Here is a 14,970-nt window from a genome sequence, read left to right on the forward strand (position 1 = left end):
TTACGCAAAATTTTCGAAGTATGCCTCCAACGCCTCCAGCTGTTCGCTGGCATCCTCAATGGCGTTGAATGTGCGCCGAAACTGGTCATTTGGAGCGTGTTCCTGGAGATACCAGGAAACGTGTTTACGTGCAATTCGGTACCCTTTTGCCGGACCATAAAAGTCATGCAGTTCCCGAACGTGCGCGCAAAGCAAGCGCTTAACCTCTGCCAAAGGCAGCGGGGGCAGCAACTCCCCAGTGTCCAGATAATGCTGGATTTCCCGAAAGATCCAGGGTCTTCCCTGAGCTGCGCGGCCTATCATCAGGGCATCCGCCCCTGTATAGTCGAGCACAGCTCTGGCTTTAAGCGGGTCAGTAATGTCGCCATTCGCGATAACCGGAATGGAAACTTTCTGCTTAACTGCCCGAATACTGTCGTACTCAGCTTCTCCATTGAACAAACAGGCGCGTGTACGGCCATGAATGGTCAGAGCCTGAATGCCACAGTCTTCAGCCAGTTGGGCAATCTCTTCGCAGTTACGGTGTTCCGGTGCCCAGCCGGTGCGAATCTTCAGGGTAACAGGAACGTCCACTGCATTGACGACCTCGGTAAGGATCGATTTAACGACATCCGGGTACTGCAAGAGGGCTGAACCTGCGAGCTTGCGATTCACTTTTTTAGCCGGGCAACCCATATTGATATCAATAATCTGGGCACCGCTTTCCACGTTAATACGTGCTGCATCTGCCATTTCTTTCGGATCGCTACCAGCAATTTGCACGGTGCGAATACCGGGTTCATCAATGTGCACCATCCGTAAACGAGATTTGTCGCTTTCCCAAACCTGTGGGTTAGAAGACATCATCTCGGATACTGTCAATCCGGCTCCCATCTCGTAGCACAACGTCCGAAAAGGTCTGTCTGTAATGCCAGCCATGGGCGCTGCGATCAGGCGATTTCTGAGCTGATATTGTCCGATGCGCATGAGTTAAGAAATGACCATACTGTGACTGCAAGGCGGCGTATATTACGCATTTTTTGCACGAGATGAAAGGCCAAACTTTGACCAATCCTCTGAGATGGATCAAAGAATTGCATTTAAAATGAGCGTGGTGCGATAATTACTCATAAAAATCATCATATTAGAAAATAGTGACTAAAATTTACACTCAAAGAAATTTGAGTAAGTTCTCAATTTTTCTTTATGAATGAAAATTTTGGCACGCAAATTTGCGTAAATAATCGGCAAATTTACGTGCCTTTTGTGAGCTTGCTCGCACTTCGCCCCGCGTCACCCTACGGCGATGCGAAGGTTAATTCTTACGACCGGTAATACGGCACCACTCTTCTTTTTCCACGACCGGGTCCAGTGCGAAGCTGTCGGCATAAGCTTCACAAACGCTCTCTGCCTGGCTTGCCAGAATACCGGAAAGGCCCAGCAAACCGCCTGAAACCGGCAGGACGCTGATTAACGGTGCCAGTTCACGTAATGGGCCTGCAAGGATGTTAGCGACCACCACGTCGGCTTTCATTTCTTCTGGCTGATCTTTCGGTAAGTAGAGTTCCAGACGGTCAGAAACGCCATTACGTTCGGCGTTGTCGCGGCTGGCCTGAATCGCCTGCGGATCGATATCAATACCAATGGCTTTTGCTGCACCCAGTTTCAGCGCCGCGATCGCCAGAATGCCGGAACCACAGCCAAAGTCGATGACTGTTTTACCGGTTAAATCGAGGCTGTCGAGCCATTGCAGGCACAGAGAGGTGGTTGGATGGGTACCCGTACCAAACGCCAGCCCTGGATCTAACATCACGTTGACGGCGTTTTCGTCCGGCACATCACGCCAGCTAGGGCAGATCCACAGTCGTTCACCAAAGCGCATCGGGTGGAAATTATCCATCCATTCGCGCTCCCAGTCTTTATCTTCTAGTTGTTCGATTTTATGCGCGAAGCCTGCGCCGAGCAGCGGATGGTTTTCCAGAATCGCCACCACGTCGTTCATATCGGTTTCAGCGTCAAACAGACCAATCACATCGGTGTCGCCCCACAGGCGCGTTTCGCCCGGCAGCGGCTCAAATACTGGCGTATCGTGGGTATCCTGAAAAGTGATAGAAACGGCACCCGCTTCCATCAGCGCATCGCTAAGATCTTCCGCGTTCGCGCCGGTGGTGTTCAGTTTCAGTTGGATCCAAGGCATGGCAAAACTCTTTATTTATCAGTAGTCAAAACGGTAGCTTGCGGGACGGATGTACCGAAACGGTTTCCGACCAGGAAAGCCAGCAAACTTAGTAGTAACGAGGGCACGATAGGGTGGAAGCCCAGGTACTGAATATTCAGCGTCGCGAGTACGGCATACAGCACGCCGCCAACGATCATCGCACTTAGCGCGCCTTTGGCGTTGGCGCGTTCCCAGTAAAGACCCAGCACCAGCGGCCACAGGAAAACGGCTTCCAGCCCACCGAAGGCCAGCAAATTCAGCCAGATGATCATTTCTGGCGGCTTCCAGGCGGCAAGCAGCAGCAACGCGCCGAGAACTAACGTAATTACCGCCGACATCCGCTTCAGACGCGTCTCGTTTTGCATTTGATCCGGACGGATATTCAGATAGAGATCTTTAATGATCGTAGCGGAACTTTGCAGCAACTGGGCATTGATCGTCGACATGATCGCAGCCATAGGTGCAGCCAGGAAGATTCCGGCAGCAAACGGTGGCAGCACTTTTACCATTAACGTCGGGATCACCAGATCCGGTACGGTGAGATCGGGGATCACTGCACGACCTAACGCTCCGGCCAGGTGCATACCGAACATCAGGATTGCGACTACAATCGTACCGATGATGATCCCCCGGTGTACTGCTTTGCTGTCTTTATAAGAGATACAGCGCACCGCAGTATGCGGCAGGCCAATCACGCCAAAGCACACCAGTACCCAGAACGACGTCATAAAGGCAGGCGACAGAATATCGTCAGCGCCTTGTGGCGTAACCAGTTGCGGATCGATGGTTTGCAAGGTCTGTACTGCGTTGCTTAAGCCGCCAGCGGCATGTACCACGCCAATAAGCAGCACAACGGTGCCAATCAGCATCACAAGCCCTTGCATGGTGTCGTTCAGCACGCTGGCGCGAAAGCCACCAAAGGCGGTATATAACGCAATGCTGATACCAAAAATCAGCAGCCCGGTTTCATAAGGAATACCCGCCGCGGTTTCCAGCAGGCGCGCACCGCCGATAAACTGCACGGTCATCGCACCAACGAACGCAACCAGCAAACTCAAACTCGCCAGCCACACCAGAAGACGACTCTGGTAGCGGGCAAACAGCATATCGTTCAGCGTCACTGCATTGTAGCGGCGCGCAAGAATCGCAAACTTCTTGCCGAGAATACCGAGTGAAAGCCAGACTGCAGGAAGCTGAATCATCGCCAGCAATACCCAGCCCAGCCCGTATTTATAAGCAGCTCCTGGCCCGCCGATAAACGAACTGGCACTGATATAGGTCGCGGTGAGCGTCATCGCCAGCACAATACCGCCCATAGAGCGGCTGCCGAGGAAATACTCATTAAGGAAGGTGCCGGTGCTCCATTTACGCATCGCATAAACCGAGATACCGAACACCACCACCAGATAGGCGACCAGCGGTAGAATTACTTCAAGCTGCATCGTCATCCTCCAGTGGAATATCGCGATAGATAAATTTCACCATCGCCCAGCACAGTCCAATAAACAGCAGCGGCGTCAGGATGCAGGCCATCTCAAACCAGCGCGGAAAGCCGGTAAAACCGGGGGCAACGCCAGGTAAGTAAGCGGCTACTAACCATACCGCCAGATACAAAAGGGTCAGCCCCAGCGCCCAGCGCGCCTCTTTATGGGCCTGAACAAAACGAGTGTCCATTTTTTGTCCCTGATGGGTGAAGAAAGCGAGGATTGTACCTTATGGGGGTTGTCGATCCCCAGTAATAAAAAAGGCCGGAAAATCCGGCCTTTTGACGCTTTTGCAGTCTTATTTTTCCTGAAGACCGAGTTTTTTCTCCAGATAGTGGATGTTAGTGCCACCATGCTGGAAGTTCTCGTCATTCATGATGCGGATCTGCAGATCAACGTTGGTTTTGATACCGTCGATGATCAGCTCCTGCAGCGCATTCTTCATGCGGGCAATCGCCACGTCACGGTTTTCACCGTAGCAAATCAGCTTACCGATCATTGAGTCATAGTACGGCGGTACGGTGTAGCCCGCGTAGATATGAGACTCCCAACGCACTCCAAAACCGCCAGGTGCGTGGAAACGGGTGATTTTGCCTGGGCTTGGCAGGAAGGTGTTCGGATCTTCGGCGTTGATACGACATTCCACCGCATGGCCGCGAACGTGAACTTCTTCTTGCTTGATCGACAGCGGTTGACCGGCAGCGATACGCAGCTGTTCTTTGATCAGGTCAACGCCGGTGATCATTTCAGTAACCGGGTGTTCTACCTGAATACGGGTGTTCATTTCGATGAAATAGAACTCGCCGTTTTCGAACAGGAACTCGAAAGTACCTGCACCGCGATAGCCGATATCAACACACGCTTTAGCGCAACGTTCGCCGATGTAGCGACGCAGTTCCGGGGTAATGCCCGGTGCTGGTGCTTCTTCGACCACTTTCTGGTGGCGGCGCTGCATGGAGCAGTCACGTTCCGCCAGATAGATAGCGTTGCCCTGACCGTCAGCCAGTACCTGAATCTCGACGTGGCGAGGATTTTCCAGGTATTTCTCCATGTAAACCATATCGTTGCTGAAAGCAGCTTTCGCTTCCGCACGGGTCATGGAGATGGATTGTGCCAGTTCAGCGTCGCCGCGCACTACGCGCATACCGCGACCACCGCCGCCGCCGGAGGCTTTGATAATCACCGGATAACCAATGCGTTTAGCAATGGCACGGTTTTTATCCATATCGTCGCCCAGCGGGCCGTCAGAACCCGGTACGCAAGGGACGCCCGCTTTTTTCATCGCCGCGATTGCGGATACTTTGTCGCCCATCAGGCGAATGGTTTCTGCTTTCGGGCCAATGAAGATAAAGCCGGAGCGTTCAACCTGCTCGGCAAAGTTGGCGTTCTCGGAGAGGAAGCCGTAACCCGGATGGATTGCTACTGCGCCGGTGATTTCAGCGGCGCTTATGATTGCCGGGATGTTCAGATAACTTTTTACTGACGGAGCAGGGCCAATACAGACCGTTTCATCTGCCAGTAATACGTGTTTTAGATCGCGATCCGCGCTGGAGTGCACAGCGACAGTCTTGATGCCCAGTTCTTTACAGGCACGAAGAATACGCAATGCAATCTCGCCGCGGTTGGCAATAACAATTTTATCCAGCATGTTCGCCTCGTTACTCGATGACGACCAGCGGCTCGTCAAATTCTACCGGTTGTCCACTTTCGACCAGAATTGCTTTCACGGTACCGGATTTGTCCGCTTCGATCTGGTTCATCATTTTCATGGCTTCAACGATGCACAGGGTATCGCCCACGTTGACTTTCTGACCCACTTCGATGAACGCTTTTGCGTCCGGGCTTGGGGTGCGGTAGAAAGTACCAACCATCGGGGAGCGTACGATGTGACCACTGATTTCCGCTGCTGCTGGCGCTTCCATGGAAGGAACGGTCGCCGGAGCGGCTGCGTTAGATTGAGCTGGCTGCTGCATCATTGGTGCAGCGTAAGCTTGTTGCATCACAGGGAAACTTGCGGCAGGAGCTGCACGGCTGATGCGTACTGACTCTTCGCCTTCGGAGATTTCCAGTTCGGAGATGCCTGATTCTTCAACCAGCTCGATCAGTTTTTTAATCTTACGAATATCCATGAGTGGGTTCCGTACTCTTTGTTTAGTGTGATTGTGACAGGCGTTTCACCGCCGTCTGTAAAGCGTATGCCCCGACAGCTGTATGCATAGCGATAAATTCCAGCAGGCCGGGACGCCGGTCTATTTTGCCCCAGAGTGTCAATGTTAGACTTGACGGACATTGTGCAGCGATCTGCTGCTATCCTCCGGCAAAAAACAAAATATACCTTCGTTGCGCCAATGTCACCTTTTCCGCAGCGCAAAAACTGCGTCAGGGAGGACGAGGTCGCACATTATAACGATTTCGTAGCAATTGGCAGCTAAATACTGGTCTTATCAGGGAAGATAATCAACAGCTAACATGTAAATAACCTTCAACACCGTGTAATTTGCAACAAGCCGCACAATTCACGAAATTAGCGCCATCATCGACGGAACTTCTTATAACGTAAGGTGAAAAGCTGTAAAGCCAGCCCTGCGAAGATGAGGGGCTGCAATGAGATAATCTTCACAGACCACAAATAATGTAGGGATGCCAGGATCGCGACAAGATAGACGACATTACGCAGCGGTTGCTGGGGATTACCCAATTTTCACTGCATCGTCTGGATAGATGTGAATGCTAAAGCACGCAAAATCAACCGACTGACAATTCTCAGCATTAAATAGGTTCGAGTGGTTAATTTGTAGTCAAATAAAATCAGATTATTCACCCCATGGGACCAGAAATCAGTAACAGGTTAAGCGTAGTGTCGCCCAGGCAAAGCACCATAAACCTAACAGGCGACGGAGGCATATCAATAATGGCTGTTTAGAGGAGTATCAATGCGCATCAATTTGTGGTCAGTCGAAATCATGACTTTCCAGTTTGGATGATGTTGTACAACTTCCTGACCAAGGTGTTCGACGAAAGCTGTCCGGCTAACCGCTTTTCCCGTTAACCGATTGAATAATGATGTCAAAATGAGTTCCCTCTCTTATTATTCCTTGCTAAATGGTTAGTTAACCTTCACCAGCGTGCGACCCTGGATCTGGTTATTAATGATGGCCTCGGCAAAGTTCGGTGCCTCTGACAGAGATATCTCTTTTGCCGCCTGGGTATAGAATGATTCCGGTAAATCGGCGACCAGTCGCTGCCAGGCTTGTGCGCGGCGTTCTGGTGGCGTCATTACTGAATCCACCCCTTGCAAACGGACATTACGCAGAATAAATGGCATGACCGTGGTTGGCAGAGTAAAACCACCCGCCAGACCACAGGCCGCCACGCAGCCGCCGTAATTCATTTGCGCCAGCACTTTTGCCAGCACTTTGTCGCCAACAGTGTCAATTGCCCCAGCCCAGACTTGTTTTTCCAGAGGACGGGATTCGGCAAACTCATCACGAGGGAGAATACGACTGGCACCTAAACTTTTCAGATATTCATGGGTACTTTCGCGACCGGAAACGGCAACGACCTGATAACCCAACTTATGCAGCAGCGCCACGGCGGTACTGCCGACGCCACCACTGGCACCCGTCACGACAATCTCCCCGTCCTGCGGGCGAACACCGGCATCTTCCAGCGCCATCACACACAGCATGGCGGTAAAACCGGCAGTACCGATAATCATTGCTTTACGCGCGTCCAGCCCTTGCGGCATGGCAACCAGCCAGTCACCTTTCACTCGCGCCTGCTCCGCCAGCCCACCCCAGTGGTTTTCACCAACGCCCCAGCCAGTGAGTAACACCTCCTGACCGGCATGAAAACGCGGATCTTCGCTGGTGCGTACAGTTCCGGCAAAATCGATCCCAGGAATCATCGGAAAATTACGGATGATTTTTCCCTTACCGGTAATCGCCAGCGCATCTTTATAGTTCAGGCTCGACCAGTGAACATCAACCGTGACATCGCCCTCCGGCAGGCGACTTTCGTCAAGTGTCTGTACCGATGCGAGAGTTTTGCCGTCCTGCTGTTCTAAAAGTAACGCCTGCATAAGTGGTCCTCATGTGCATGATGGATTGGAAAATAATTTCTGAAGACTATACTCGCTAATGGAAAAGCAAAGCCGATGAAGCGCAATAAATTGCGAGATAAATCTGATTTGCTAGTATGCCCGCTTCCTCACTATCGGAGTTAACACAAGGATGAGATTAACGACGAAATTTTCGGCCTTTGTTACGCTGCTCACCGGGTTAACAATTTTTGTGACTTTGCTGGGCTGTTCGCTAAGTTTCTACAACGCAATTCAGTATAAGTTTAGTCATCGCGTTCAGGCGGTGGCGACGGCGATTGATACCCACCTTGTGTCGAATGACTTCAGCACATTAAGGCCACAAATTACCGAATTAATGATGTCGGCAGATATCGTTCGTGTAGACCTGCTCCATGGTGATAAACAGGTTTATACCCTGGCCAGAAATGGTAGTTATCGTCCGGTTGGCTCCAGCGATCTGTTTCGCGAACTGAGTGTTCCGTTGATAAAGCATCCGGGGATGTCGCTGCGTCTGGTTTATCAGGATCCGATGGGCAACTATTTCCATTCTTTAATGACTACCGCGCCGCTCACGGGGGCGATTGGCTTTATCATTGTTATGCTCTTTCTGGCGGTACGCTGGTTACAACGGCAACTTGCCGGGCAAGAATTGCTGGAAACCCGGGCTACTCGTATCTTAAACGGTGAGCGTGGCTCTAATGTGTTGGGAACCATCTATGAATGGCCGCCCAGAACCAGCAGTGCGCTAGATACGCTGCTTCGTGAAATTCAGAACGCACGCGAACAACACAGCCGTCTTGATACGCTGATCCGCTCTTATGCCGCCCAGGACGTGAAAACCGGCCTCAATAACCGACTCTTTTTCGATAATCAGTTAGCAACGTTACTGGAAGATCAGGAGAAAGTAGGTACCCACGGGATCGTGATGATGATTCGTCTGCCGGATTTCAATATGTTGAGCGATACTTGGGGGCACAGCCAGGTTGAAGAACAGTTCTTCACTCTGACGAATCTGCTGTCGACATTTATGATGCGCTACCCTGGCGCACTGCTGGCGCGTTACCACCGCAGTGATTTTGCTGCGCTGTTACCGCACCGGACGTTAAAAGAGGCAGAGAGCATCGCCGGTCAGTTAATCAAAGCCGTCGATACCTTGCCGAACAATAAAATGCTCGATCGCGACGATATGATCCACATTGGTATCTGCGCCTGGCGTAGTGGTCAGGATACCGAGCAGGTAATGGAACATGCAGAGTCTGCCACGCGTAATGCGGGATTGCAGGGCGGCAATAGCTGGGCTATTTACGATGACTCGTTGCCTGAAAAAGGATGCGGTAATGTTCGCTGGCGTACGCTTATCGAGCAAATGCTCAGTCGCGGCGGCCCGCGCCTTTATCAAAAACCGGCGGTTACTCGCGAAGGTCAGGTTCATCATCGCGAACTCATGTGCCGCATCTTCGATGGTAATGAAGAGGTTAGCTCGGCGGAGTATATGCCGATGGTCTTGCAGTTTGGCTTATCGGAAGAGTATGACCGTCTGCAAATCAGCCGTCTTATTCCACTATTGCGTTACTGGCCAGAGGAAAATCTGGCGATTCAGGTTACCGTTGAGTCGCTGATTCGCCCGCGTTTTCAGCGTTGGCTGCGCGATACGTTAATGCAATGTGAAAAATCACAACGAAAACGCATAATTATTGAACTTGCAGAGGCCGATGTAGGTCAACATATCAGTCGTTTACAACCTGTTATTCGTTTAGTGAATGCTTTAGGGGTACGGGTAGCCGTCAACCAGGCTGGTTTGACGCTGGTAAGCACCAGTTGGATCAAAGAACTTAATGTTGAGTTACTCAAGCTCCATCCGGGGCTGGTCAGAAACATTGAGAAGCGAACGGAGAACCAGCTGCTGGTTCAAAGCCTGGTGGAAGCCTGCTCCGGGACCAGCACCCAAGTTTACGCCACCGGTGTGCGTTCGCGAAGCGAGTGGCAGACCCTGATTCAGCGCGGTGTTACAGGCGGGCAAGGGGATTTTTTCGCGTCCTCACAGCCACTTGATACTAACGTGAAAAAATATTCACAAAGATACTCGGTTTAACCTGCCGTTTAATCCGTTTTCACGTAGAATAACGCGCGCTGCGTCTCATGGGAGTGTGCTTGTCTGCTCGCCAGATTGTTGCAGCACATATGCAGATGAATGACCTTACGCGGTTGCAAACAGGCGAGGAATGCTGCTGATGCATTAAGCCTTTCTGGACTCAGGCAGAGATTTGTAACAAAGGAAACGAACTGCACTAATTTTCACCGTAGCAGATGATTTTTGCGCCTTGTCGCTGCTGCGTGTGGTTGGTAAAGTAAGCGGATTTTCTTTTCCGCCCCAGCTTTCAGGATTATCCCTTAGTATGTTGAAAAAATTTCGTGGCATGTTTTCCAATGACTTGTCCATTGACCTGGGTACTGCGAATACCCTCATTTATGTAAAAGGACAAGGCATCGTATTGAATGAGCCTTCCGTGGTGGCCATTCGTCAGGATCGTGCCGGTTCACCGAAAAGCGTAGCTGCAGTAGGTCATGACGCGAAGCAGATGCTGGGCCGTACGCCGGGCAATATTGCTGCCATTCGCCCAATGAAAGACGGCGTTATCGCCGACTTCTTCGTGACTGAAAAAATGCTCCAGCACTTCATCAAACAAGTGCACAGCAACAGCTTTATGCGTCCAAGCCCGCGCGTTCTGGTTTGTGTACCGGTTGGCGCGACCCAGGTTGAACGCCGCGCAATTCGTGAATCCGCGCAGGGCGCTGGTGCCCGTGAAGTCTTCCTGATTGAAGAACCGATGGCTGCCGCAATTGGTGCTGGCCTGCCGGTTTCTGAAGCGACCGGTTCTATGGTGGTTGATATCGGTGGTGGTACCACTGAAGTTGCTGTTATCTCCTTGAACGGCGTGGTTTACTCCTCTTCCGTGCGCATTGGTGGTGATCGTTTCGACGAAGCTATCATCAACTATGTGCGTCGTAATTACGGTTCTCTGATCGGTGAAGCCACCGCAGAACGTATCAAGCACGAAATCGGTTCGGCTTACCCGGGCGATGAAGTCCGTGAAATCGAAGTTCGTGGCCGTAACCTGGCAGAAGGTGTTCCACGCGGTTTTACCCTGAACTCCAACGAAATCCTCGAAGCACTGCAGGAACCGCTGACCGGTATTGTGAGCGCGGTAATGGTTGCACTGGAACAGTGCCCGCCGGAACTGGCTTCCGACATCTCCGAGCGCGGCATGGTGCTCACCGGTGGTGGCGCACTGCTGCGTAACCTTGACCGTTTGTTAATGGAAGAAACCGGCATTCCAGTCGTTGTTGCTGAAGACCCGCTGACCTGTGTGGCGCGCGGTGGCGGCAAAGCGCTGGAAATGATCGACATGCACGGCGGCGACCTGTTCAGCGAAGAGTAATCGGATGCAGGCAGGGGAAATGTCTGTTTACCCTGCCTGGTCTGATACGAGAATACGCATAACTTATGAAGCCAATTTTTAGCCGTGGCCCGTCGCTACAGATTCGCCTTATTCTGGCGGTGCTGGTGGCGCTCGGCATTATTATTGCCGACAGCCGCCTGGGGACGTTCAGTCAAATCCGTACTTATATGGATACCGCCGTCAGTCCTTTCTACTTTGTTTCCAATGCTCCTCGTGAATTGCTGGATGGCGTATCGCAGACGCTGGCCTCGCGTGACCAACTAGAACTTGAAAACCGGGCGTTACGTCAGGAACTGTTGCTGAAAAACAGTGAACTGCTGATGCTTGGACAATACAAACAGGAGAACGCGCGTCTGCGCGAGCTGCTGGGTTCCCCGCTGCGTCAGGATGAGCAGAAAATGGTGACTCAGGTTATCTCCACGGTTAACGATCCTTATAGCGATCAAGTTGTTATCGATAAAGGTAGCGTTAATGGCGTTTATGAAGGCCAGCCGGTCATCAGCGACAAAGGTGTTGTTGGTCAGGTGGTGGCCGTCGCTAAACTGACCAGTCGCGTGCTGCTGATTTGTGATGCGACCCACGCGCTGCCAATCCAGGTGCTGCGCAACGATATCCGCGTAATTGCAGCCGGTAACGGTTGTACGGATGATTTGCAGCTTGAGCATCTGCCAGCGAATACGGATATTCGTGTTGGTGATGTGCTGGTGACCTCCGGTCTGGGCGGTCGTTTCCCGGAAGGCTATCCGGTTGCGGTTGTCTCTTCCGTAAAACTCGATACCCAGCGCGCTTATACTGTGATTCAGGCGCGTCCGACTGCAGGACTGCAACGTTTGCGTTATCTGCTGCTGCTGTGGGGCGCGGATCGTAACGGCGCTAACCCGATGACGCCGGAAGAGGTGCATCGTGTTGCTAATGAACGTCTGATGCAGATGATGCCGCAGGTATTGCCTTCGCCAGACGCGATGGGGCCAAAGTTACCTGAACCGGCAACGGGGATCGCTCAGCCGACTCCGCAGCAACCGACGACAGGAAATGCAGCTACTGCGCCTGCTGCGCCCACACAGCCTGCTGCTAATCGCTCTCCACAAAGGGCTACGCCGCCGCAAAGTGGTGCTCAACCGCCTGCGCGTGCGCCGGGAGGGCAATAGTGGCGAGCTATCGTAGCCAGGGACGTTGGGTAATCTGGCTCTCTTTCCTCATTGCGCTGTTGCTGCAAATCATGCCCTGGCCGGATAACCTGATTGTTTTCCGGCCAAACTGGGTGTTACTCATCTTGTTGTATTGGATCCTGGCCTTGCCTCATCGCGTAAATGTGGGCACAGGTTTTGTGATGGGTGCCATACTGGATCTGATCAGCGGCTCGACGCTTGGCGTACGCGTATTGGCGATGAGCATCATTGCTTACCTGGTGGCGCTGAAATACCAGCTTTTCCGCAACCTCGCATTATGGCAGCAGGCGCTGGTCGTCATGTTGCTTTCGCTGGTGGTGGATATTATTGTTTTCTGGGCAGAGTTTTTAGTGATTAACGTCTCTTTCAGACCGGAAGTGTTCTGGAGTAGTGTAGTCAATGGGGTGCTCTGGCCGTGGATTTTCTTGCTGATGCGTAAAGTCCGTCAGCAGTTTGCAGTGCAATAAAGGTTTCTATGACTTCTCTGTATTTAGCTTCCGGTTCTCCGCGTCGTCAGGAGTTACTTGCGCAACTTGGCGTGACCTTTGAACGTATTGTTACGGGCATTGAGGAGCAGCGTCAGCCGCAGGAGAGCGCGCAGCAGTATGTTGTGCGTCTGGCGCGCGAGAAAGCACAGGCGGGTGTCGCGCAAACGGCGCAGGATCTCCCGGTGCTGGGTGCGGATACTATCGTTATCCTGAATGGAGAAGTGCTGGAGAAACCGCGCGACGCAGAGCATGCGGCGCAGATGTTGCGCAAATTATCGGGTCAGACCCATCAGGTGATGACGGCAGTGGCGTTGGCCGACAGCCAGCACATTCTCGATTGCCTGGTGGTCACCGATGTGACTTTCAGAACGTTAACAGACGAAGACATCGCGGGCTATGTCGCCAGCGGTGAACCGTTAGATAAAGCAGGTGCATACGGTATTCAGGGGCTGGGTGGCTGTTTTGTCAGGAAGATAAATGGCAGCTATCACGCCGTAGTCGGCTTACCGCTGGTTGAAACGTATGAATTATTAAGTAATTTTAACGCACTGCGTGAGAAAAGGGATAAACATGACGGCTGAATTGTTAGTAAACGTAACGCCTTCGGAAACGCGAGTGGCGTATATTGATGGCGGTATTCTGCAGGAAATTCATATTGAACGTGAGGCGCGACGCGGAATAGTAGGCAATATCTACAAGGGTCGTGTAAGTCGTGTACTTCCGGGTATGCAGGCGGCTTTTGTAGATATTGGGCTGGATAAAGCCGCGTTTCTTCATGCATCTGACATCATGCCGCACACCGAATGTGTGGCGGGTGAAGAACAAAAGCAATTCACGGTGCGCGACATCTCGGAACTGGTTCGTCAGGGGCAAGATCTGATGGTGCAGGTGGTGAAAGATCCGCTTGGCACTAAAGGTGCGCGCCTGACCACCGATATCACGCTGCCTTCTCGCTATCTGGTGTTTATGCCAGGGGCTTCTCACGTTGGGGTTTCCCAACGTATTGAAAGCGAATCAGAACGTGAACGCCTGAAAAAAGTGGTCGCAGAGTATTGCGACGAGCAGGGCGGGTTTATCATCCGTACCGCAGCGGAAGGGGTTGGCGAGGCTGAACTGGCCTCCGATGCCGCTTATCTGAAACGCGTCTGGACCAAAGTTATGGAGCGTAAAAAACGCCCGCAGACCCGTTATCAGCTGTACGGCGAACTGGCGCTGGCGCAGCGTGTTCTGCGTGATTTCGCCGACGCCGAACTGGACCGCATTCGCGTTGACTCACGCCTGACTTACGAAGCATTGCTGGAGTTTACCTCGGAGTACATTCCCGAGATGACCAGCAAGCTGGAGCATTACACCGGACGCCAGCCGATTTTCGATCTCTTTGATGTCGAAAACGAAATCCAGCGAGCGCTGGAACGCAAAGTAGAACTGAAATCCGGTGGTTATCTGATTATCGACCAGACCGAAGCGATGACCACCGTGGACATCAATACCGGAGCGTTTGTCGGTCATCGCAATCTGGACGACACCATTTTCAATACCAATATTGAAGCGACGCAGGCTATCGCTCGCCAGTTACGGTTGCGTAATCTGGGTGGGATTATCATTATTGATTTCATCGATATGAATAATGAAGATCACCGCCGCCGCGTGCTGCACTCGCTGGAGCAGGCGTTGAGCAAAGACCGGGTGAAAACCAGCGTTAATGGTTTTTCGGCGCTGGGGCTGGTGGAGATGACGCGTAAACGCACCCGCGAAAGCATTGAGCACGTACTGTGTAACGAATGCCCAACCTGCCACGGTCGCGGAACGGTGAAAACCGTGGAAACGGTATGCTATGAAATCATGCGCGAGATTGTTCGTGTCCACCATGCTTACGACTCCGACCGTTTCCTGGTCTATGCATCTCCGGCAGTAGCTGAAGCCTTGAAAGGCGAAGAGTCACACTCGCTGGCGGAAGTGGAAATTTTCGTTGGCAAACAGGTTAAAGTACAAATTGAACCGCTCTATAACCAGGAGCAGTTTGACGTCGTAATGATGTAAACAGATGCTGGGCCGCCATCCGGCAAAGGGTTTTTGAGTCACATTTTTAG

General features: G+C 52.1%; 13 protein-coding genes. 6 read left to right on the forward strand and 7 right to left on the reverse strand.

The features are described 5' to 3' along the window. The 7 genes from dusB to HGD79_RS18280 all read right to left on the reverse strand — a co-directional run bounded on the left by dusB (window position 1) and on the right by HGD79_RS18280 (window position 7,762). Window positions 1-966 (reverse strand): tRNA dihydrouridine synthase DusB, encoded by a 966-nt coding sequence (gene dusB, locus HGD79_RS18250; RefSeq protein ID WP_001219652.1) that lies wholly within the window; start codon window positions 964-966, stop codon window positions 1-3. 328 nt (window positions 967-1,294) lie between these two features. After that, window positions 1,295-2,176, reverse strand: a complete 882-nt coding sequence (gene prmA / locus HGD79_RS18255; RefSeq protein WP_001145827.1) for a 50S ribosomal protein L11 methyltransferase — start codon at window positions 2,174-2,176, stop codon at window positions 1,295-1,297. An 11-nt stretch (window positions 2,177-2,187) separates the two neighbouring features. Then, window positions 2,188-3,639, reverse strand: coding sequence for a sodium/pantothenate symporter (gene panF / locus HGD79_RS18260; protein WP_168848464.1), 1,452 nt, complete (start codon window positions 3,637-3,639; stop codon window positions 2,188-2,190). Continuing rightward, the gene (locus HGD79_RS18265) at window positions 3,629-3,871 is read right to left on the reverse strand and encodes a YhdT family protein (protein WP_000381170.1); all 243 of its coding nucleotides are present in this window, start codon (window positions 3,869-3,871) and stop codon (window positions 3,629-3,631) included. Before HGD79_RS18265 ends, panF begins: the two co-directional genes overlap by 11 nt. Window positions 3,872-3,979: 108 nt before the next feature. Continuing rightward, window positions 3,980-5,329: an acetyl-CoA carboxylase biotin carboxylase subunit gene (gene accC / locus HGD79_RS18270; RefSeq protein WP_000884639.1), complete on the reverse strand. Its 1,350-nt coding sequence runs from the start codon at window positions 5,327-5,329 to the stop codon at window positions 3,980-3,982. Between the two features lie 10 nt (window positions 5,330-5,339). Then, entirely contained in the window at window positions 5,340-5,810 is a 471-nt protein-coding gene (gene accB / locus HGD79_RS18275; RefSeq protein ID WP_000354622.1) for an acetyl-CoA carboxylase biotin carboxyl carrier protein, read from the reverse strand. A gap of 977 nt (window positions 5,811-6,787) precedes the next feature. Further along, entirely contained in the window at window positions 6,788-7,762 is a 975-nt protein-coding gene (locus HGD79_RS18280; protein ID WP_001148478.1) for an MDR family oxidoreductase, read from the reverse strand. A 151-nt stretch (window positions 7,763-7,913) separates the two neighbouring features. Here HGD79_RS18280 and csrD point away from each other — a divergent pair, with 151 nt between their 5' ends. The 6 genes from csrD (at window position 7,914) to rng (ending at window position 14,920) form a co-directional block, all read left to right on the forward strand. Then, the gene (gene csrD, locus HGD79_RS18285) at window positions 7,914-9,854 is read left to right on the forward strand and encodes an RNase E specificity factor CsrD (protein WP_168848465.1); all 1,941 of its coding nucleotides are present in this window, start codon (window positions 7,914-7,916) and stop codon (window positions 9,852-9,854) included. Between the two features lie 304 nt (window positions 9,855-10,158). Further along, on the forward strand, window positions 10,159-11,202 hold the full coding sequence (gene mreB, locus HGD79_RS18290; RefSeq protein WP_000913396.1) for a rod shape-determining protein MreB: 1,044 nt from the start codon (window positions 10,159-10,161) through the stop codon (window positions 11,200-11,202). Between the two features lie 65 nt (window positions 11,203-11,267). Further along, window positions 11,268-12,371, forward strand: coding sequence for a rod shape-determining protein MreC (gene mreC / locus HGD79_RS18295; RefSeq protein ID WP_000802516.1), 1,104 nt, complete (start codon window positions 11,268-11,270; stop codon window positions 12,369-12,371). After that, on the forward strand, window positions 12,371-12,859 hold the full coding sequence (mreD, locus tag HGD79_RS18300) for a rod shape-determining protein MreD (RefSeq protein ID WP_000179409.1): 489 nt from the start codon (window positions 12,371-12,373) through the stop codon (window positions 12,857-12,859). The genes mreC and mreD overlap by 1 nt, the downstream gene beginning before the upstream one ends. Window positions 12,860-12,867: 8 nt before the next feature. Next, the gene (gene yhdE, locus HGD79_RS18305; protein ID WP_000203096.1) at window positions 12,868-13,461 is read left to right on the forward strand and encodes a nucleoside triphosphate pyrophosphatase YhdE; all 594 of its coding nucleotides are present in this window, start codon (window positions 12,868-12,870) and stop codon (window positions 13,459-13,461) included. Then, a complete protein-coding gene (rng, locus tag HGD79_RS18310) occupies window positions 13,451-14,920 on the forward strand; it encodes a ribonuclease G (protein WP_000123197.1) in 1,470 nt (489 codons plus the stop codon). The genes yhdE and rng overlap by 11 nt, the downstream gene beginning before the upstream one ends. The last annotated feature ends 50 nt before the right edge of the window (window positions 14,921-14,970 follow it).

The organism is Escherichia sp. SCLE84 (genome assembly GCF_012584495.1).
GTDB lineage: Bacteria > Pseudomonadota > Gammaproteobacteria > Enterobacterales > Enterobacteriaceae > ECMA0423.